General features: G+C 57.4%; 15 protein-coding genes, 4 tRNA genes and 2 pseudogenes. 11 read left to right on the plus strand and 10 right to left on the minus strand.

Features of this window, described 5'->3' with window-relative positions; all coding sequences use genetic code 11:
- Positions 1-80: 80 nt before the first annotated feature.
- Positions 81-1,226, plus strand: a complete 1,146-nt coding sequence (ompC, locus tag VZP09_RS12285; protein ID WP_002911596.1) for a porin OmpC — start codon at positions 81-83, stop codon at positions 1,224-1,226.
- Between the two features lie 272 nt (positions 1,227-1,498).
- Here the strand turns inward: ompC and VZP09_RS12290 are convergent.
- Positions 1,499-1,588, minus strand: a tRNA-Ser gene (locus VZP09_RS12290).
- A 90-nt stretch (positions 1,589-1,678) separates the two neighbouring features.
- Here VZP09_RS12290 and mtfA point away from each other — a divergent pair.
- The 3 genes and pseudogenes from mtfA (at position 1,679) to VZP09_RS12305 (ending at position 3,760) form a co-directional block, all read left to right on the plus strand.
- Complete coding sequence (gene mtfA / locus VZP09_RS12295) at positions 1,679-2,479, plus strand: DgsA anti-repressor MtfA (protein WP_004227143.1); 801 nt, start codon at positions 1,679-1,681, stop codon at positions 2,477-2,479.
- A 100-nt stretch (positions 2,480-2,579) separates the two neighbouring features.
- Positions 2,580-2,655 (plus strand) — tRNA-Asn (locus VZP09_RS12300).
- Between the two features lie 352 nt (positions 2,656-3,007).
- Positions 3,008-3,760: pseudogene (locus tag VZP09_RS12305) on the plus strand (LysR substrate-binding domain-containing protein).
- 378 nt (positions 3,761-4,138) lie between these two features.
- On the opposite strand, the gene ldtA reads toward VZP09_RS12305, so the two are convergent.
- The 3 genes from ldtA to nac form a co-directional block, all read right to left on the minus strand.
- On the minus strand, positions 4,139-5,080 hold the full coding sequence (gene ldtA, locus VZP09_RS12310) for a L,D-transpeptidase (protein WP_004175386.1): 942 nt from the start codon (positions 5,078-5,080) through the stop codon (positions 4,139-4,141).
- Positions 5,081-5,158: 78 nt separating this feature from the next.
- Positions 5,159-6,109, minus strand: coding sequence for an HTH-type transcriptional regulator Cbl (gene cbl, locus VZP09_RS12315; RefSeq protein ID WP_004175385.1), 951 nt, complete (start codon positions 6,107-6,109; stop codon positions 5,159-5,161).
- Between the two features lie 106 nt (positions 6,110-6,215).
- Entirely contained in the window at positions 6,216-7,133 is a 918-nt protein-coding gene (gene nac / locus VZP09_RS12320) for a nitrogen assimilation transcriptional regulator NAC (RefSeq protein WP_002911729.1), read from the minus strand.
- A 330-nt stretch (positions 7,134-7,463) separates the two neighbouring features.
- Here nac and VZP09_RS12325 point away from each other — a divergent pair.
- A tRNA-Asn gene (locus VZP09_RS12325) sits at positions 7,464-7,539 on the plus strand.
- Positions 7,540-7,632: 93 nt separating this feature from the next.
- On the opposite strand, the gene VZP09_RS12330 is transcribed toward VZP09_RS12325, so the two are convergent.
- Positions 7,633-9,267: a Na+/H+ antiporter gene (locus VZP09_RS12330; protein WP_004148971.1), complete on the minus strand. Its 1,635-nt coding sequence runs from the start codon at positions 9,265-9,267 to the stop codon at positions 7,633-7,635.
- Between the two features lie 590 nt (positions 9,268-9,857).
- Between VZP09_RS12330 and acuR the strand changes: the two are divergent.
- The 3 genes and pseudogenes from acuR to VZP09_RS12345 all read left to right on the plus strand — a co-directional run bounded on the left by acuR (position 9,858) and on the right by VZP09_RS12345 (position 12,589).
- Positions 9,858-10,683: pseudogene (acuR, locus tag VZP09_RS12335) on the plus strand (acrylate utilization transcriptional regulator AcuR).
- Positions 10,616-11,536, plus strand: coding sequence for an MDR family oxidoreductase (locus tag VZP09_RS12340; protein ID WP_269562469.1), 921 nt, complete (start codon positions 10,616-10,618; stop codon positions 11,534-11,536). Before acuR ends, VZP09_RS12340 begins: the two are co-directional and overlap by 68 nt.
- Before the next feature lie 120 nt (positions 11,537-11,656).
- Positions 11,657-12,589 carry a nucleoside recognition domain-containing protein gene (locus VZP09_RS12345; RefSeq protein ID WP_004184763.1) on the plus strand — a complete coding sequence of 311 codons (933 nt, stop codon included), beginning with the start codon at positions 11,657-11,659 and terminating at the stop codon, positions 12,587-12,589.
- Here VZP09_RS12345 and VZP09_RS12350 read toward each other — a convergent pair.
- The gene (locus VZP09_RS12350; protein WP_134915415.1) at positions 12,500-14,122 is read right to left on the minus strand and encodes an alpha/beta hydrolase; all 1,623 of its coding nucleotides are present in this window, start codon (positions 14,120-14,122) and stop codon (positions 12,500-12,502) included. The two genes, VZP09_RS12345 and VZP09_RS12350, sit on opposite strands and share 90 nt — an antisense overlap.
- Before the next feature lie 272 nt (positions 14,123-14,394).
- Between VZP09_RS12350 and pmrD the strand changes: the two genes are divergently transcribed.
- Positions 14,395-14,640 (plus strand): signal transduction protein PmrD, encoded by a 246-nt coding sequence (gene pmrD / locus VZP09_RS12355; protein ID WP_004141189.1) that lies wholly within the window; start codon positions 14,395-14,397, stop codon positions 14,638-14,640.
- Positions 14,641-14,769: 129 nt separating this feature from the next.
- On the plus strand, positions 14,770-16,224 hold the full coding sequence (locus tag VZP09_RS12360) for an AMP nucleosidase (RefSeq protein WP_004148975.1): 1,455 nt from the start codon (positions 14,770-14,772) through the stop codon (positions 16,222-16,224).
- A 161-nt stretch (positions 16,225-16,385) separates the two neighbouring features.
- Here VZP09_RS12360 and VZP09_RS12365 read toward each other — a convergent pair.
- The 3 genes from VZP09_RS12365 to VZP09_RS24855 form a co-directional block, all read right to left on the minus strand.
- Positions 16,386-16,461: transfer RNA gene (locus VZP09_RS12365), tRNA-Asn, on the minus strand.
- 128 nt (positions 16,462-16,589) lie between these two features.
- The gene (locus VZP09_RS12370) at positions 16,590-18,026 is read right to left on the minus strand and encodes an EmmdR/YeeO family multidrug/toxin efflux MATE transporter (protein WP_328795174.1); all 1,437 of its coding nucleotides are present in this window, start codon (positions 18,024-18,026) and stop codon (positions 16,590-16,592) included.
- Positions 18,027-18,060: 34 nt separating this feature from the next.
- The gene (locus VZP09_RS24855) at positions 18,061-18,213 is read right to left on the minus strand and encodes a DUF5951 family protein (RefSeq protein ID WP_004225945.1); all 153 of its coding nucleotides are present in this window, start codon (positions 18,211-18,213) and stop codon (positions 18,061-18,063) included.
- 362 nt (positions 18,214-18,575) lie between these two features.
- Here VZP09_RS24855 and VZP09_RS12380 point away from each other — a divergent pair, with 362 nt between their 5' ends.
- The gene (locus VZP09_RS12380) at positions 18,576-19,679 is read left to right on the plus strand and encodes an AarF/UbiB family protein (RefSeq protein WP_328795175.1); all 1,104 of its coding nucleotides are present in this window, start codon (positions 18,576-18,578) and stop codon (positions 19,677-19,679) included.
- Here VZP09_RS12380 and VZP09_RS12385 read toward each other — a convergent pair.
- Positions 19,676-20,647 (minus strand): sensor domain-containing diguanylate cyclase, encoded by a 972-nt coding sequence (locus tag VZP09_RS12385; RefSeq protein ID WP_002911798.1) that lies wholly within the window; start codon positions 20,645-20,647, stop codon positions 19,676-19,678. The genes VZP09_RS12380 and VZP09_RS12385 overlap by 4 nt on opposite strands.
- Positions 20,648-20,689: the final 42 nt, after the last annotated feature.

Below are 20,689 nucleotides of genomic sequence, written 5' to 3' on the forward strand. Positions count from 1 at the left end.
AACTTAGTCGTTAGTATCGGATCGTCATTCCGGAGGGATTGTCATAATTCATAGAAATTATTATTAAAAGGGAATATATAATGAAAAGAAAAGTACTGGCACTCATGGTTCCGGCATTATTAATGGCTAGCGCCGCTAATGCCGCCGAAATCTATAACAAAAACGGTAATAAACTGGACCTCTACGGGAAAGTTGACGGCCTGCATTACTTCTCTGACGACGCTTCAGAGGACGGCGACCAGACCTATGTTCGCTTTGGTCTGAAAGGCGAAACGCAGATTACTTCCGAGTTAACCGGCTACGGTCAGTGGGAATACAACATTCAGGCGAACACCAGCGAAAAAGAAGGCGCGAATTCCTGGACCCGTCTCGGCTTTGCCGGCCTGAAGTTTGCCGACTGCGGGTCGCTGGACTATGGCCGTAACTACGGCGTGGTCTACGACATTGAATCCTGGACCGATATGCTGCCGGAATTCGGCGGCGATACCTACACCCAGACCGACGTTTACATGACCGGTCGTACTAACGGCGTGGCCACCTACCGTAACAGCGATTTCTTCGGCCTCGTCGACGGCCTGCATTTCGCCCTGCAGTATCAGGGTAATAATGAAAACGCCGGTTCTGGCGAAGGCACTAATAACGGTGGGAAACGTAAGCTGGCGCGGGAAAATGGCGACGGTTTTGGTATCTCCAGCTACTACGATCTCGATATGGGCATCAGCTTCGGGGCAGCGTATTCGTCTTCTGACCGTACCCATAACCAGCTGGCGGCCGCGCGTAGCAGCCAGCGTTATGCCAACGGCGATAAAGCCGATGCCTGGACCGTCGGCGCGAAATATGACGCCAATAACATCTATCTGGCCGCCATGTATGCTGAGACCCGCAACATGACCTTCTATGGCAACGATAGTTTTGGCGGAATTGCCAACAAAACGCAGAACTTCGAAGTGGTCGCGCAGTATCAGTTCGACGACTTTAATTTACCGCTGCGTCCGTCGGTGGCCTATCTGCAGTCGAAGGGTAAAGATCTCTACGCCTATTCTCGCTACGGCGACAAGGATCTGGTCAAGTATGTCGACGTGGGCATGACCTACTACTTCAACAAAAATATGTCCACCTATGTGGATTATAAAATCAACCTGCTGGATGAAGACGACCGCTTCTACAAAAACAGCGGTATCGCGACCGATGATATCGTCGCCCTCGGCCTGGTCTATCAGTTCTGATCCCCGTCAAAGCCCGCGTTCAGCGGGCTTTTTTATGTTCCCGCTCCGTTGAGATCACTCTTTTCGACATTGCCGCTTTCCAGGCGTACCTTCCCTCTTTATGATGCGTTTAAGCTCGTTCGGGCTAAAAGCGGCGATAAGGTGCCAAAAGGATAAAGCGCGCTACCGCGACTCTACGCTGAAACCAGGACGATGATGATGGTGATACCCCAGCGCAGGCGTTATACCTGAAGCTAACGGTGTTATTGAAGGGAAGGTTAGAGCAAGAAAAGTGGCGGAGAGAGGGGGATTTGAACCCCCGGTAGAGTTGCCCCTACTCCGGTTTTCGAGACCGGTCCGTTCAGCCGCTCCGGCATCTCTCCGCTGTGATGGTTGCTATAATGCCAGGATCTTTGGCATTTTAATAGCTCCCGTTTCGGTAATTGTGTTCAAGTGACGACTTTGCGAGCAATATGATGTTTAAATGGCCCTGGAAAGCAGATGATGAGTCCGGCAACGCAGAGATGCCCTGGGAGCAAGCGCTTGCCATTCCGGTTTTAGCCCATCTTTCGTCCACTGAGCAGCACAAGCTCACGCAGATGGCTGCCCGTTTTTTACAGCAAAAGCGGCTGGTGGCATTGCAGGGGCTGGAGCTGACCCCGCTGCATCAGGCGCGCATTGCTATGCTCTTTTGTCTGCCGGTGCTAGAGCTGGGCATTGAGTGGCTGGATGGCTTCCATGAAGTGCTGATCTACCCTGCCCCTTTCATCGTCGATGATGAATGGGAGGATGATATTGGTCTGGTCCACAACCAGCGGGTGGTACAGTCGGGACAAAGCTGGCAACAGGGTCCTGTAGTGCTGAACTGGCTGGATATTCAAGACTCTTTTGATGCGTCAGGCTTTAACCTTGTGGTGCATGAAGTGGCGCATAAGCTTGATACGCGGAACGGCGACCGGGCCAGCGGCGTGCCGCTTATCCCGTTGCGTGAAGTTGCCGGCTGGGAGCACGATCTCCACGCCGCGATGAACAACATTCAGGATGAGATAGATCTGGTAGGCGAAAGCGCCGCCAGTATTGACGCCTATGCCGCCACCGATCCCGCAGAGTGCTTTGCTGTCCTCTCGGAATATTTTTTCAGTGCGCCTGAACTGTTCGCGCCTCGCTTCCCGGCCCTGTGGCAGCGTTTTTGCCACTTTTACCGCCAGGATCCGCTGGCGCGTAGACGTGAGAATGGCCTGCAGGACGAAGGCGATCGGCGCATTGTTCACTAAAACAACGTGTTGAGCTAAATTTAGCCATTTGAATCAGCAGGTTAATTTTAGTGTTGACACAAAAATGCGAGGCCAGTAGTATGCGCCTCGTTCACACGATTCCTCTGTAGTTCAGTCGGTAGAACGGCGGACTGTTAATCCGTATGTCACTGGTTCGAGTCCAGTCAGAGGAGCCAAATTTAAAAATCCCGCTCAGGGAAACCTGAGCGGGATTTTTGCTTTCCGTGATCCTCTCCGCTCCCCAAGCATGCAATCTTATCCTGGTGTAGGTGCTATTTTCTTGCTATCAGGCAAGCTGAACGGCCGTGAGCCCCACGCTCCCGCAAAGGCTTAAATAAAGGCGGTTTAACCGTGCCGGACCATACCTGGGTGTAAGGCAATAATGCGCGGTTCCAAAAAAGAACGGCAACACCGCCGCTTCTGACATCTCTCCGCCAGCGGGTATAAGCAGCATCGTACCGTAGGTACCGTCCAAGGTTCCGTATGTGATCCCCGCAGGTGAAAAGCAGCGATGCTGCTCCCAACCTTATGGCTACAGACTTTCGATCCGGCGGTAACCGCTGGGTCTGCCGCTGCGTAGCAGACATGGAGGATGCTGAAAACAGCCTGTCCAGTGCGGCGATGACGCCCAGGGGACGGCTACGGGTGGATGTACCGAGTCCGCTGGCCCGCCTTATTCTGGTGCCGGCGCTTCCGGCTTTCCACGCCCGCTACCCTGATATCCAGATCGACATGGGTGTGAGCGACCGGGTAGTGGATCTGATCGGCGACAACGTGGATTGCGTTCTGCGCGGAGGTCAAATCACCGACCAGTACCTAATCGCACGCCATGTCGGCGATTTGCAAATCGGCGTCTACGTCGCCCCCAGCTATGTGGAACGCCTTGGCGCTCCCGCACACCCGCGCGAGCTGCAAAATACTGACCATTGCATAGTGGGATTCTTGTCCTCACGCACCAGTAAGATTGATCCTTTGGTACTGTGCAGTGAGAATGAACGTATTGAAATCACGGGCAACTAGGTACTTGCCGTGGATGATGGCAATGCTTACCTCGAAGCTGGGTTAGTTGGCTTAGGCGTGATTGCGCTGCCCAACTATATGGCGGCAGCGCATCAGGCCGTTGGCGCTTTGATTCCATTATTTACACAATGGCGGATTAGCCCAATGCCTCTGTACCTGGCGTTTCCACCGAACCGCCATGTCAACGCCAAGCTGCGCGTTTTTATTGACTGGATCGTTGAATTGATGCTGCAGCATGTCCCCATTACCAACAATAAGTAACGACATCNNNTGATTCGCTTATCAGCGGCGATGGGGTTCAGCGGTAGTGACTGTGGTCAGGCGTGTTTTGACAATAGGGATTCAGCAGAACTCATCCGTCTTATATTCTGGATAATGGCTATCATAAAGGGGATCTTCGCTTTCATGGACAATGGCAGCCAAAAAAAAGATCCTCAGTAACAATATTAAGTCCATAGATATATTTGCAGACTTTATCATCCCCTCCTGAGCATCTCCTGGCGCCCTCATTAAAACGCCATCACAGCCACTATTGATAAGTTAAGGATCGGTTTCCCGATCCTTATTCCCAACAACGTTGAATGCATCGTCAGCAAAAGAGCCTTCTTACAATAGCCGTTAATCAGACTAAACGACCCGCTACAAACTTCCCTGCGCCGCTGTGGCGCTGATATTCACCGGCATGCCGGAGCGGCGCTGCAGGGTTTGCTCGGCCTGCGAAGGACTCACTCCCGGCCCCTGAGTAAACTCGCGCAGCGCCGAGGTCATCGGCAAGGGGACTTTTCTGTCGGATTCAAACTCCGCGCGGTTGCGCGACAGCGGCTCGTGCACCTCCAGCCAGTGACTGCCGTCCGGCTCCACGCTGTACTTCACCGGCTGATCGATCAGCTGAACCCGCGTCCCAACCGGCACGTTATCAAACAGGAATTTAATATCGTCATTGCGCAGGCGGATGCATCCCTGGCTGACGCGCAGCCCGATACCAAAGTTGGCATTGGTACCGTGGATGGCGTAGAGCCTGCCGATGTAGATCGCATACAGCCCCATCGGATTATCGGGCCCGGGGGGCACCATCGCCGGCAGCGTTTTGCCCTCTTTCGCATACTCGCGGCGGGTATTGGCGGTTGGCACCCAGGTGGGGCCTTCCTGCTTACGCTCTACTGCCGTCACCCAGTTACGCGGCGTTTCGCGTCCCGCCTGACCAATGCCGATTGGCAGGACTTCGACGCTATTGCCCAGCGGCGGGTAATAATAGAGACGCATTTCGGCAACGTTGATCACGATCCCTTCGCGCACGGTGTCGGGCAGGATCAGCTGTTGCGGAATAGTCAGTGTCGAACCGGAGCGTGGCAAATAGACATCGACCCCGGGGTTGGCTTCCAGCATATTGCTTAACCCCTGGCCGTACTGGGCGGCAAAACTTTCCAGCGGCTGGGTGTTATTGTCCGGAACGGCAATGGTAAATGCGCTGCCCACCAAACGGCTCCCCTCCGGCGGCAGCGGATAGCTGACGGCCAGCGCGCCGTGGCTGGCAAGCAGCATCAGCGCCGTACAGAGTAATTTCACACGCCGCATCGTCATTTTCCCTTCCTCAGTCGCGACTCACGTGTGTGAATTATAGCGTTATTTCCACTCCCCGACCCGCTGGCCAGCATTTCCTTAAATCTGATAGTCGATTGCGACCTCTTCCGGCTCCATCGCCTGACGCTTAATCTCATCCAGCGACAGTCCGGCATTGCACAATTCGATAAAACGCCAAACGTAATTCCGCTGCAGCTGGCCCCGCTTCAGTCCCAACCACACGGTATTGGCATCGAACAGATGGCGGGTATCAAGACGCGTAAAGGTGTCCGCTTCCCGGGCATCACCGGACTGCTCGGCGACCAGCCCGACGCCCAGCCCCAGCTCCACGTAGGTCTTGATCACATCGGAATCCTGCGCGCTCAGCACGATATCCGGCATCAACCCCTTGCGGTTGAACGCCTCATCAATGCGCGAACGGCCAGTGATCCCCTGGCGGTAGGTGATTAACGGCCAGCGGGCGATCGCCTCCAGCGTCAGGGGAGAAACCTGCGTCAAAGGATGATCCTTCGGCACCAGCAGGCTGTGATGCCAGCGGAACCAGGGGAAAGCCGCCAGCGTCGGATCGTTGCTCAGGCGCTCGCTGGCGATGCCGATATCCGCTCCGCCGTTATGCAGCAGCGCTTCGATTTCCTGCGGGGTACCCTGCACCAGCTCGACGCGAACATCTGAGAACAGCTCGCGGAAAGCTTTAATGACCGGCGGCAGGCTGTAGCGCGCCTGAGTATGGGTGGTGGCGATAGTTAAGACGCCTGACGCATCGTTAGTGAAGAGATCCGCCAGTCGCCGAACGTTACTGGCTTCATTGAGGATCCGCTCGGCAATCGATAACAGCGCTTTACCCGGCTCGGTCATGCCTAACAGGCGTTTGCCGCGGCGGATAAAGATCTCAATCCCCAGCTCCTCTTCCAGTTCCCGGATATGGCGACTGACGCCTGACTGCGAGGTATAGAGCATATTCGCGACTTCCGTCAGGTTGTAATCCTGACGGGCCGCCTCACGGATAATTTTCAGCTGCTGGAAGTTCACCCTTTCCTCCGGGCCAATGGACTTAACGTATCTGCTATTGTTAAAGTCTGTTGTCCCAGGTAACAAATAATAAAAACCAGCAACTTATTCCTTAAGAGAATATACCCTAACTGACCAGCTGCAGTTCACGGTTTTCCAGCGATGGGCGGCTCACCAGAGACAGCAGGATCTCTTTCACCGCCTGCGCCTGCGGCGACAGACTGCCGCGAGCCGACATGTTCAGCGACAGCGACAGGCTCATTGAAGGCGTGCTGATCCGCGCCATCCAGCCGTTCGCCGCCCCGCACAGGGAACGGGCAGCGGATTCCGGTAACACTGTCGCCCCCATGCCGCTGGCGATGGCCGCGGTCAGGGTGGTAATGGATTCGATCTCGCCGATAATTTTCGCCGATAGACGACGCAGGGTGAATGCCTCGGTGACCCGCGCCCGCACTGCGCTGTAATCGCGCGGCAGGAACAGGTTCATCTCCGCCACCGCCGTGAGATCCACGCTCTGCCCCGGGCAGTCGCGGGTGCCGACCAGGTAAAGGTCTTCTTTCAGCAGCGGCTGGCTGACGATGCCTGCCACCGGCGAACGCTCATAGAGCACCGCCATATCCAGCTGGCCCGCCAGCAGCTTGTCATTCAGCGCTGTGCCGCTGCTCTCCTGCAGATAGACCATCACCTCGGGCAACTCATTGCGCACCGTTTGCAGCAACGGCATGGTAATGGCGGAGGCCGCGGTGCCCGGCGCCAGGCCGATCGACACCTGACCACGCAGCGTCTGGCCGACGTTATTGACCGCCAGCTGCGCCTGCTCGCACTGGCGCAGGATAGTGCGCGCATGGGTGTAGAGAATTTTACCGGCTTCCGTTGGCGTGACCCCTCGCTTGGTGCGTATCAGCAACTGCTGGTCCATTTCACCTTCCAGGGTCGCGACCTGTTGGCTGAGGGCCGGTTGGGCGATATGCAAGACTTCAGCGGCCTGGGTCAGACTGCCGATATCGACGATTTTCACAAAATATTTCAGTCGTCTTAAGTTCATTTTGCCTCCTGTAAGGAACGCCAGCGTCAACGCTGGGAGTATGATGCACTGGCTTTTGCAATTTGCTTGCCAGCTTTGCATTTCCTCGGCTGTCGCCCGCCGCAGGCAGTGTTATAAGGGATAGTGATAGCAATTCGGTTTTTATTTGCCCGGTAAGCAGATTGTGGTATGCCCCATTAGGGGTACATTCGCACTACAACGGTGCAGCATGGTGAAAAAAACAGCGCATGGGTGGCGATTGCTGAAATTGTCAGCAGTCGAACGCAATTCTTTGAATCAGGCTTTGACAAGGCCGGATGGCATCGTTAATATGCGCCCCGTTCACACGATTCCTCTGTAGTTCAGTCGGTAGAACGGCGGACTGTTAATCCGTATGTCACTGGTTCGAGTCCAGTCAGAGGAGCCAAATTTAAAAAGCCTGCTTTCGAGCAGGCTTTTTGCTTTTCAGCGCCGGTACTTCTGCCGGAAGGCGAATGGCCACCCTCCGGCGATTGCGGCTTTAGCGTAAACTCTCTTCCTTCAGATCTATCTCCCGCAGCACCTCATAAAAAGTGATATCGCTGATGTTATGGGCGCGGCGCAGCCGGAACAGCTCCTGACGCTGGGCGATAATGACCTCTCGTTGCATATATTTCTCCAGCCTGGCGCGCTTAGCCAGCTCCAGCCCGACATCCTGCCCCTCGTCATTGTCGTTATAGTGAAGCCGCCGCTGATAGGTTTCGAGCAGCATATTGCCGGCATCGGCCCGCAGGGCCTGCTCACTGGGATCCTCCACCGGCTCGTCCAGTAGCGCGTTAAGACGGTTAATGGCCACCTCGGTCATCACGGCGCCAATGTCGTCCTTACCGGTGTCATGCGGTAGATCATCGGCAAGATAACGGGTCATAAACGGCAGACCGATAGCCGCCACCACCAGCGACATCAGGATCACTGCCATCGAAAGAAAGATCAGTAGTTCACGGCCCGGGAACGGCGAACCATCTGCCAGCACCACCGGCAGCGTCAGAATACCGGCGAGGGTCACAGAGCCCTTCACTCCCGCCAGCGCCATGACGGCGAGGATACTGAAGCGTGGACGGACGGTGATGGCCTTGCCCCGACGTTTACGGCGAAAAATTGTCAGCTTCATCGACAGCCATACCCAGGCGAAGCGCATCAGACCGAGCGCCAGGGTGATGGCCACGGCGTACAGCAGCAGATACCAGGGCGAAGAGACGCCGGCCTGGCTGGCTACCGCCGGCAGCGTCCTGAGCATGCGCGGCAGCTGCTCGCCCAGCATCAGAAAGATCATCCCGTTGAGGGTGGTCTGCAGCATGGACCATACCGCGCTGCTTTTCATGCGCGTCGCCGGAAGCCGGGGCCCCGACAGCTGCTCATAATGCATCGCAATGCCGGCGGCGACGGCGGCAAGAATGCCCGAGACATGGAACGCCTCGGCCAGCAGGTAGGCGGCGAAAGGGATAAGCAGGCTGATCAGGATCTGGATGGCTGGCTCCTCGCGGGTGCGCCGAACCAGAAAGTTATTACATTTGCCGGTGACCCACACCACCACGAGGCCACTGAGGATGCCCCCGAAGGCCATCAGGAAAAATTTCACCACCGCGTCTCCCGGGGAGAAGCTGCCGGTCAGCACCGCGGCGATGGCGAAATTAAAGGCGACGAGCCCTGAAGCATCGTTTAACAGCGACTCCCCTTCGAGAATATGCGCCATCCTTGAGGGAAGCGGCGAGCTGGCGGTCATTGCCGATACCGCCACCGGATCGGTAGGCGACAGAATAGCCGCGAGGGCGAACCCTGCCGCCACGGTGATAGCCGGGATCAGCCAGTGAATAAACAGGCCAATACCGAGAATAGTCACCATCACCAGGCCTATCGCCAGCGATAAAATCGGCTTCATATCGCGGAAAAAAGCGTCTTTGGGGATGCGCCAGCCATCGAGGAACAGCAGCGGCGGGATAAACAGCAGTAAAAAAATATGCGGGTCAAAATCGACCTGAAAGCCACTGGCGGCCAGCGCGGCGCCCGCGGCGATTTGGATCAGCGGTAGCGGCACTTTAACGGGCAGAAGATGGGACAGGAACACGGTCACCACGATGGCCATGATAAAGACCAGCACGATAGCAATTAGCGACATTCATCCCCTCCTCTGACGGCAATATTCATTCTGTACATCAGGCTGTTAATCCTTTTTCGCAGGTGTTGTTTCGGTAACAGATTATTTACCCAGTCACCGATAATTTAAGACAGACGTCATTGTCTGCCGGCGATAATATTTAAACTGAGGTGGCAACCGGTGCCGGATCAGGGGTGACAATGTCTTTTATCAAGCCGCGTTTGTCAATCCGCTATCGTCTGCAAATCATCGCCGGCCGGCATTCCGGGGAGAAGTCCTCACAGGACTGTCGACCGGGGACTTCGCAAATTAGCCTCTTCACATGGACAAAACCACTCAACCGCTCCAGCCCTCCGCTGTTTATATATTCCCAATATTATTAATTCGTATTATGCATTGTGAATATGGATATTAATGACCAGTCTAATATACCCGGCAGAGTTATATTTCGTGCCCCCGCCGGCAGTGCGAACCACGTATTTGCGATAAATAATTCTTAACGCCCCCCAGTTCAGGATGATTGGTCAGCCAGCCTTACGCTACGCGCAATGCTTGCCCTACCCCTAAATTGGGCGTACCCTGACCAACAATTAAACCACACGGTCTAAATCATGAATCCCGATACCTCCGCCGTCCTGAAGCCCCGCCGCGGCCGTCCACCCAAGGTCGATCGCCAGTTTGACGATACGCGTCAGGCGCTGATTCGCTCAGGACTTGAAGTGCTGACCGAAACGGGCTATCTCGCGGCGGGTATTGATGCGGTGATCAAGAATATCGCCGTGCCAAAGGGGTCGTTTTATCACTGCTTTAAAAGCAAAGAGGCCTTTGGCCTCGCCGTGCTTGCCGCCTATGGCGACTTCTTTGCGCATAAATTAGATAAATTCCTGCTGGACGACGCCGTGCCGCCGCTGGAACGAATGGCGGCCTTTGTGCGTCATGCCGGTCAGGGAATGGAGAAATTCCAGTTTCGCCGCGGCTGCCTGGTGGGCAACCTGCTGCAGGAAGCCCCGTTGTTGCCCGAGACGTTTCCCCAACGGTTGATGGCTATCCTGTCGGCATGGGAGTCGCGCGTGGCGCGCTGCCTGCGCGAAGCGCAGGCAGCCGGGGCCATCGCCAGCGACGCCTCACCGCAGGCGCTGGCCCAGGTGTTCTGGATCGGCTGGGAAGGCGCGGTGATGCGCGCCAGGCTGGTCCAGTCTGCCGCACCGCTTAACCAGTACTGGGATTTTTTTGCGCACAGTATGACAACAAAAACACCTGCACAGGACGGCGCTAGCGCCGATAACCCCCTTCCGACGAGGAATACTCTGTCATGAAAGCATTAGTTCTGGACCAGATCGACAACCGCACCGTCGCCACCGTCAAAGATATCGACCTGCCCGCTCTTGCCGAAGGCGACGTCCGGGTCGCCATCGACTGGTCGAGTCTCAATTATAAAGACGCCCTGGCGATCACCGGCAAAGGCAAAATTATCCGTCAGTTTCCGATGGTACCGGGCATTGATTTTGCCGGTCAGGTGAAAGAAAGCCGCGATCCGCGCTTTGTTCCCGGCCAGGCCGTGATCCTCACCGGCTGGGGCGTGGGCGAAAACCACTGGGGTGGCCTGGCCACCGAAGCCTGCGTTAAAGGCGACTGGCTGGTTGCTCTGCCGGAGACGCTCAGCGCGCGCCAGGCAATGATCATCGGCACCGCCGGCTTTACCGCGATGCTATGCGTTGATGCTCTCGTTAGTGCGGGTGTCACCCCTGACAGCGGGGATATCCTGGTCACCGGCGCCAGCGGCGGGGTCGGCAGCACCGCCGTGGTGTTGCTGAAAGCCCTTGGCTACCGGGTGACGGCCGTATCGGGCCGGGAATCGACACACGATTACCTTCGCCAGCTGGGCGCCGATACGATCCTGCCGCGCAGCGACTTCGCGGAGACCCGTCCGCTGGAGAAACAGCTGTGGGCGGGCGCGGTGGATACCGTTGGCGGCTCGGTGTTGGCCAAAGTGCTGGCGCAAACGCAATATCGCGGCTGCGTCGCCGCCTGCGGTCTGGCCGGGGGCTTCGATCTGCCGACCACCGTGATGCCGTTTATTCTGCGCAATGTGCGTCTGCAGGGGGTGGATTCGGTGATGGTGCCGACCGCTGAACGCGACACCGTCTGGCAGCGTCTGGCCCAGCTTCTGCCGGAGAGCTACTACCAGCAGGCGGCCACAGAAATCACGCTGGAGCAGGCGCCAGCGTATGCCGCAGATTTCCTCAGCAATAATATTCATGGTCGGACGCTGGTCAATATCGGCCAGTAATCCTCTTCTCCCGGCGCCCGTGCGGCGCCGGATCCCGAGAGGGATCAAGGCATATCATTTCCTTCCCCACGGGATTATGATGACGCGAACGAATAGCTCTGCGAGTGGTAAAAAAAGTAAATGGATGTCATAAGCATCATTATGGCGGCGGGCAAGTCGTCCGTTGACGTCGCGCTGTATACGCTGTTGCCGATCATGGTGATCATGCTGATCATCATGAAATACCTTGAGGTCCGCGGTATCCTCGATGTGATTGTTCGCTGGGTGGCCCCTCTGCTGAAGCCCTTCGGCTTAACCGGGATGAGCGCCTTCGCCCTGATCCAGATTAACTTTGTCAGCTTTGCCGCCCCGCTCGCCACGCTGTCGATTATGGATAAACGCGGCGTCTCGGACCGACAAATGGCCGCCACGCTGGCCATGGTGTTCGCCATGGGGCAAGGCAACGTCTTCTATCCTCTTACCCCTTTTGGTCTGCACTGGCTGGCCTCGATCGTTATCTCGGTGGTCGGCGGCCTGTGCGCGGCCGCCGTCGCCTGGCACGTCACCGGACGGCGCTTATCGGTCGCCGAGAACCCCCGCGCGGAAGCGCTGCCGAACGCCGAGCAGAACAGCCAGGGAATTCTGGCCGTGATTAATAGCGCCGGCTCCGACGCCATCCGCCTGGCGCTCGGCGCGGTGCCAATGCTGATCCTGTCGTTAACCATCGTCGGGCTGCTGCAGGGCGCCGGGGCTATCGACCTGCTGCAGCAGCTGCTGAAGCCGCTTCTCAGCTGGCTGCACATCCCCCAGAACTTTGTGCTGCCGGCGCTGGTGAAGTGCGTTGCCGGGGGCACCGCCTACTTTGGCGTCATTTCCGAGCTGATCCAGCAGGGCAAAGTCACCGTGGACCAGGTCAACGCCTCGGCAGGTCTACTGATCCAGACCTTTGATCTTCCCGGTATCGGCATTTTTCTTGGCATCAGCTCACGGTTTGTCCGCCTGTTCCGCTTCGTGGCTCCCGCGGCGATCGTCGGTATCCTGCTGCGTACCGTTCTGCACCTGATCCTGTTTTAATGCCTCTGCTCTGGTCTGCGCTTTCAGGCAGGCCGCCACCGCCGCCTGTTCGCCGCAGGCGATGCGCTCATCGACGCGCGTCATCATCCATGGAAAGAATGGATTGGAGGTGACGCGCATTAACGTCTCCAGCCCCACGCTCAGCGTCCCGGTCTCTCCGCGCAGTGAAATGGTGCCCAGGCTAATGCCGTAGCGGTTCTTCTCGTCCGGCTCGCGACCATACAGCGAGTCGCTCAGGGGAAACGGCACCGCCACATGCGACAAAGAGTACATATCCGCCGGCCAGGCCAGGTGTAAAGGATAACGATGCTCTTCCCGTTCCTGGGCCAGCGTGGTCCGGGCGACGGTCTGCAGCGTGTGCGCCGTCGCGTTGGTCACCACCGTGGTGGTATAGGCCCGCGGCGCCGGGGGCAGCAGCGTATTCACCGCCGCATAGAGCGCAGGGCGAAACAGGACCCGGAGATCCGCCGCCTGGTTAATATCGAACACCACCAGCTCGCTGCCGTTATCCGGCAGATAGCGATACAGGGACTCCACCACCGCGCGGGTGCTGACCGTGGAATCCATCACCGACTGAAAGGTGAGGATCGGCGGCAGCGCTTTCAGCTCGCCCTGCCGGGCCGCGCGGATAATCTGCTGCTGCAGCGCCTGGCTCAATAACCACGATTGTCTCGCCGCCTTGACCGGAAAGGAGTTGTACTTGAACGGATTAAACTCAGGCGCCACATTCAGCCAGGCCGCGCGGGCGAACGCCGGGAAGACGGACGGTAGCCCGGCGAGGCCGGCGAAACGGGCAAACGCGGTCACGCCGATCATCGGCGACAGCAGAATAATCTGCTGCGGCTGACGCAGGTGGCTATCCTCCAGGCTATCGAGGGCATACTTGAGCGCCAGCGCGCCGCCGTTAGAGTAGCCGACCAGATGCAGCGGCACGTCCGCCCCGGCAAGGCGGGTCGCTTCGCGTACCGCCAGACGCGTCGCCGCCAGCCAGGTCTCCCAGTCAACCGCCGTTAACGCCCCCGGCGCGGTGCCGTGTCCCGGCAAACGCGGCACCACCGCCACATAACCCCGCTGCTGCCAGAGTTGCGCCAGATAGCGCACGCTGTAGGGCGAATCGGTCAGGCCATGGAGGAGCACCACGCTGCCGCGCGGCTTGCCCAGCGGCATCAGCACAAAAGAACGGTTCCAGTCCTGCTTAAACTGCCCCGGCCAGACCCGGCTGTGACGATAAAAGCGGTTGACCGGGGTTTTATCTTCCTCCGGCAAAGCCTCTGTCACCTCACGCTGGAGATCGGCGAAAATCGTCTTCTCCCGCGCCAGATACTGGGCAAAGGTCGCCTGGTCTATCTCTTCGGCCGACATCTCGTTGCCACTCCAGGTATGCCAGCGATGCAGGGCCGGGCCGCGCTGGGACTCATAGATCCGCCCGGCGAGAAAGACCACCAGCAGCGCCAGTACCGCAATGCTCCCTTTTTTCAGCAGTGAGCCGATAACGGCGCCCGACGTTCGCCAGTGTCGAAATAGATGCTTCATGACGCTCTCTCTTATATTTATTGCGTAGCCGGACTTATCAGCCCTCTTCCTGACAGGCTATTCTCACGGACTGCTTTTCAGCATAGTCATCGCTTCCTGCAAATTAAACCCGGCAGATCATTGCCCCCCGGCATAAAAAAACCTAGCGCACAGATCAACAATCGGTTGCGTATTTTTAAACACTGCATAAACCAAGGGGATAATCTTATTGTCAGATTTTTAAGAAACATGAATTATCGACGCACATGTCGCTATGAGAGGATAAAAAACAGATGGAGTGGTGGGTAAAAAAAGTACAGGACAACGCTTCGGCCAGCCTCTGCCGCGTCGTGCTTCAGAGCGGTGCGCTGGAGATGATCGCAGAGATTGAAGCCTGTCGCCTCCGCCTGCGGGAAGGGGATAAACTCACTCCGCTGGCCGATGCGCGCTATTGTCTGAATAATAATCCGACGCAAACTTTGAAGATCCGCAACGCCACTCATTATAGCAGCGAGCGTTGGACAAACGCCGGCAAATAACACGAGCCCGCTCCCTTTACTGGTTATGGTCTGAGTATCGTCGCATTTGACAGATAAATTCTCCTTCGCCCTTTTCCCGCTGTGACATACTATCGGGAATGTCAGCAGACCTGAAACAAGGAGCGAATCATGAATATCAAGGCCGCCAGTCTGACCCCGGAACAAGCGCTTGCCGAGCTGGAAGCGCGCTATGAAGCCTCGGTCACGGCGTTACGCAAAGCCATCGGCGACTATATCGACCATAATACGCTCCCCGATACCGAAGCCCGCGCGGAAGGTCTTTTTGTCTATCCGCAGCTGTCGGTCTCCTGGGACGGCGCCGATCATAAAGCCCTCAAAACGCGCGCCTGGGGACGTTTCACCCATGCCGGTTGCTATACCACCACCATTACGAATCCGAAACTGTTCCGCAACTATTTGCTGGAACAGCTGACCCTGCTGTATCAGGACTATGGCGCGCATATCAGCGTCGAGCTGTCACAGCATGAGATCCCCTATCCTTACGTGATCGATGGTTCCACCCTGACACTCGACCGCTCGATGAGCGCCGGTCTGACGCGCTATTTCCCTACCACCGAGCTGTCACAAATTGGCGATGAGACCGCGGATGGCCTGTTCCATCCCACCGAGTTCTATCCGCTGTCGCACTTTGACGCCCGCCGCGTCGATTTTTCGCTGGCGCGTCTGCGTCACTACACAGGCACGCCGGCGGAACACTTCCAGCCCTACGTGCTGTTCACCAACTATACCCGCTACGTGGATGAGTTCGTCAGCTGGGGCTGCAGCCAGATCCTCGATCCCGACAGCCCCTATATCGCTCTCTCCTGCGCCGGCGGGATCTGGATCACCGCCGAGACCGAAGCGCCGGAACAGGCCATTTCCGATCTGGCGTGGAAGAAGCACCAGATGCCGGCCTGGCATCTGATCACCCACGACGGCAAAGGGATCACCCTGATTAACATTGGCGTCGGCCCGGCCAACGCCAAAACCATCTGCGATCATCTCGCGGTACTGCGGCCGGACGTCTGGTTAATGATCGGCCACTGCGGCGGCCTGCGCGAAAGCCAGGCCATCGGCGACTATGTGCTGGCCCACGCCTATCTGCGTGACGATCATGTACTGGATGCGGTGCTGCCGCCAGATATTCCGATCCCCAGCATTGCCGAAGTGCAGCGCGCCCTCTACGACGCCACCAAGCAGGTGAGCGGGATGCCCGGCGAAGAGGTTAAGCAGCGGCTGCGTACCGGGACGGTGGTCACCACCGACGACCGTAACTGGGAGCTGCGCTATTCCGCTTCGGCGCTGCGCTTTAATCTCAGCCGGGCGGTAGCTATCGATATGGAGAGCGCGACCATCGCCGCCCAGGGCTATCGCTTCCGCGTCCCCTACGGCACGCTGCTCTGCGTCTCGGACAAGCCGCTGCACGGTGAAATCAAGCTACCGGGCCAGGCTAACCGCTTTTACGAGGGCGCTATCTCCGAGCATCTGCAGATAGGCATCCGGGCGATTGACCTGCTGCGCGCCGAGGGAGATCACATGCACTCGCGTAAGCTGCGCACCTTCAACGAGCCGCCATTCCGTTAATCGTCGATGACGTGGGAATCGTGAGATAAACGCTGACGTTACCCGCCAGGGAGCGTCAGCGTCCGGATAAGCGAAACAAACGACCCGGCGGTGTTTGTCCACGGAAGAAAGGTGGTAGACAGAAAAGCAAAAAGCCTGCTCGAAAGCAGGCTTCTTAAATTTGGCTCCTCTGACTGGACTCGAACCAGTGACATACGGATTAACAGTCCGCCGTTCTACCGACTGAACTACAGAGGAATCGTGTGAACGGGGCGCATATTATCGATGACGCCCGGCGCTGTCAAAGCCTGTTTTCAATAAAATGAATCGTTTGCCGAATTATTCTTCACTTTGCGCAAAAAATGGCGTTTAGCCTCGCAAACGGCTCAGCTTTCCTCCGATGAAGCCTTCACGCGCGGATATTTCCACAGCCAGCGGCCGCTCACCATGCGGAAATAAAACAGCACGCCGCGCACCGCCCAGTCGAGCACCATCCCTAACCAGACGCCAATCACCCCCATCCCCAGCACGATGCCCAGGGTATAGCCCGCCACCACCCGGCAGCCCCACATGCCGAGCATCGACACCCACATGGTGTAGCGTACGTCACGGGCGCCTTTAAAAGCGCAGGGTAAAGTCCACGACAGCGACCAGATCGGCATAAACAGGGCGTTGAGCCACAGTAGCTGTTTAACCACTTCTTTTACATCTTCTTCATGGGTGTAGAACGAGGCGATAAAGCCGGCGAAGGGGGCGCTGCCCCAGGCGATCAGCGTCAGAATAATCGTCGACAGCCAAAATACGTGCCAGGCCTGGAATTCAGCCTGACCAATCTGCCCTTTTCCCAGCCGCTTGCCGGTAATGATCGTCGAGGCAGAGCCGAGGGCGTTGCCCGGCAGGTTAATTAGCGAGGCCACCGAAAAGGCGATAAAGTTGCCGGCGATAACGTTGGTGCCCATCCCGGCGACAAACATCTGGGTCAGCAGCTTGCCGCCATTGAAGAGGACAGATTCGATACTGGCCGGGATGCCGATCCCCATCACCTCCCAGATAATGGCGAAGTTAAAGGGTTTGAAGTAGCCCTTCAGCGACAGCCGCAGCGCCGGATTGAGGCCCACCATCAGCACCCAGATCGTGGCTATCGCGCCAATATAGCGGGCAATGGTCAGCCCAAGCCCGGCGCCGACAAACCCCAGCCCCGGCCAGGAGAAGATGCCGTAGATGAGCACGCTGCTGATTAAGATATTGAGGATATTCATCCCGCCGTTGATCAGCAGCGGGATTTTGGTGGTGCCGGCGCCGCGCAGCGCCCCGCTGCCGATCAGCGCAATCGCCGCCGCCGGGTAGCTCAGCGCCGTCAGTTCCAGATAGGTCAGCGCCAGGTCCTTGACCTGGGCGGTGGCATCGCCGGCGACGAAATCAATAATCTCCTGGCCAAAGGCATGGATCACCCCCGCCAGCAAAATGGAAAACAGCGTCATAATGGCCAGCGACTGGCGCGCGGCCGCCCTCGCCCGCCGCCGATCGCGCTTGCCGAGGCTAAAGGCCACCACCACCGTGGTGCCCAGATCGATGGCGGCAAAGAAGGACATGATGACCATGTTAAAGCTATCGGCCAGCCCCACCCCGGCCATGGCCNCTTTTCCCAGCCAGCTGACAAGGAAGGTGCTCAACACCCCCATCAGCAGCACACAGGCATTTTCCAGCAGAATGGGTACAGCGAGAGGGCTGATTTCGCGCCAGTACAGCACACGATAACGCTGACGTTTTTTAAACCAGGATGTCCGTTCGACAGCCTGGCGTACGGCGGAGGTGACGTTCAAGAGAGACCTTAGTGAGAGATGTTGAAACAACATTTCAAATGATGATTGAGAAATGGATATCCTGCAAAGTATTTTCCGTAATAATTGTCGGAAATGACAACAAATTGTCGATGGAAGCGGCAGTTGCACCTGAACAGGCGAATTGATGTTTGACAAAAGTTTTTTCGCCGCTAAGATACGACTCCACACGATTCCTCTGTAGTTCAGTCGGTAGAACGGCGGACTGTTAATCCGTATGTCACTGGTTCGAGTCCAGTCAGAGGNGCCAAATTTAAGAAGCCTGCTTTCGAGCAGGCTTTTTGCTTTTTTGCATCGCTGACGTTAACTCAGCATCGCATCCAGCCTGGCAAGCACCTCGTTGACAACGACGCCAGGTATGCGTTCCAGACGCTTGCCTTTCCCTACCGCCTTCCTACGCCCCGCGTGTCCTCCGTGAGCGCACCCCAGCTCAGCCTGAAAAAGCGCCTGCCAGTAGGATGAATTCACTATCATTTGCGGGTGAGATAGCGTGGATTATCCACTCTGTCTAACGTTATACCCGGAGGCACCATGAACCTCAGACAACAGCAACAGCAGGCGTTCGATCGCAGCGGAGAACCTCTTATCGTCGGCAACGTCAGCCACTGCCCGCTGCCGCCGGAGACCCTCGCCGCACTGGGCCCCGATTCCCCCTATGTGGTGCAGGTATACGGCTCAGGCCTGACCGGCGAGGTTTATCGTCTGCGCATCGCCGGCAAGGAGTACAATTTAAAGAAACGTCGCGCCGTCGCCGGCGTTGCCAACCTCAACGGCCAGCTGTCGTTTTTAAATGAGGTACAGCGTCGGCAGGCATTGCAACAGCTGAAGGATGACCCGGTCACCGCGCCGCGCTTCACCCACATCGTCCCAACGCTGTATGCCGATTATCGCCTCGGCATCCTGCTCTCCCCCTGGATCGATGGCGAGCCGATACACCAGTTGACCCCGCCGCTGATCGCCCAGCTATTTACTACTCTGGAAGCCTGCGAAGAACAGGGGCTGATGGAGTGGGATCTCTGTAGCGGGAATCTGCTGGTGGACCGGCAGGAGCAGTTATGGCTGTTCGATTTTGGCTATATGTATCCCTTCGACCCGCTGAGAGAATTCAACAGCAATGGTCTGGCCGACCCGCTGTTCCACTTTGTCGAACGTTTTGAGACTCGCTTCTTTTTTAGCTGGCTGATGACCAGGATCCCTGACGCCGAACAGCAGCTGGCGCAATATCGCGAGATGAAGCGGCTGGCGGTCGAAAGCTACCGCCGGAAGCTCGTCTGGCTTCGCGCCCGGCGCGCTGACCCGCTGGTGCTGGTTCACTTTCAGCAGTTGACGGCGCGCTGGGAGTCGGCGCTGGCGGACCCTGCCGCGCTGAGCCGGCTGTTTGCCGTAGAGGCCTTTCGCTCACATGTGCTGGATATTGAAGACGACCTGCATGGTCAGTCCTGTACCTTACTCACCCTGCAACGCATTGACTGGGTGATAAACCAGCTGGAACAGCATTATCGCTTTATCGCCGACGAAGGCGGCCTGTTTTACGATAACGAAGGGAAATCGCAGCAGGCGCTGCTCAGCAGCTATGCGCAGAAGCGGCAGCAGGCGCAGCAGTACCTGTTGAGTGCCACCGCCGCAAAGGATTAACGGCGCTCGCGTCCCTGCTTCTGCTTCGCCTGGTACATCAGGCGGTCAGCGGTGGCCACCAGCGCGTTGAGACTGGGATGGCTGGCGGGATCATATTCGACGCAGCCCCAGGAGAACGCCAGCTGCCAGGGATTGGCCGCCTGCTGGTTGAAACGCGCCACGTTGTGGCTGAGCGTCTCCATCGCCGTCGCGGCATCGTGGCGGCTGGTATTGGCGAACAGAATGATAAATTCGTCCCCACCCTGCCTCGCGAGGATATCGGACTCGCGGAAGGCCGCTTTCATCAAGTCGGCGATGGCGATCAGCGCGCGATCGCCCTCTTCATGCCCCCAGGTATCATTGATGTGCTTGAAGCGATCGAGGTCGACAAACGCCAGGCTCACCGGCTCATGGCGGCGCTGGGCCGTCAGCAGGGCATACTCTGCCAGGGTGAGGAATCCCCGGCGATTAAACAGTCCCGTCAGCTCATCCGAGGTTGCCGCATCCAGCACCTTGAACTCATCCTCCACGATCGCCGCCAGATCGCTTAAGATCTGCATTTCATGGGCGGAAAACGATCGCGGCTGGTGATCCATCAGGCAGAACGACCCGACGGTCGCGCCATCCGGCAGTTGCACCGGATACCCGGCGTAAAAGCGGATAAACGGCGCCTCAATGACCAGCGGGTTATCGTGAAAGCGCTCGTCCTGCTGCATGTCGTTGACGATAAGCGGGTCGGTTTGCAGAATGGTATGGGCGCAAAATGAAATATCTCTCGGCACCGTGTCCACATCGAGACCGGCACAGGACTTGATATGCAGGAGATCTTCCCCCACCAGACTGATGGACGCCACCGGCAGGTTATACAGCGAACGGGCAAGCCTGGTCAGGCGATCGAAGCGTTCTTCTTTTCCGCTATTCAACAGCCCGGAAGAGCGTAGCGATTGCAGGCGACGCTGCTCGTCGGGATGAAGTCCGGCTAATTTCATTGTCTCTCACTTGTCTCTTGCGCAGAATTCCGCCGGGTTTCC

It is taken from the genome of Klebsiella sp. EMBS2024, assembly GCF_036233805.1.
Classification (GTDB): Bacteria; Pseudomonadota; Gammaproteobacteria; order Enterobacterales; family Enterobacteriaceae; genus Klebsiella; species Klebsiella pneumoniae.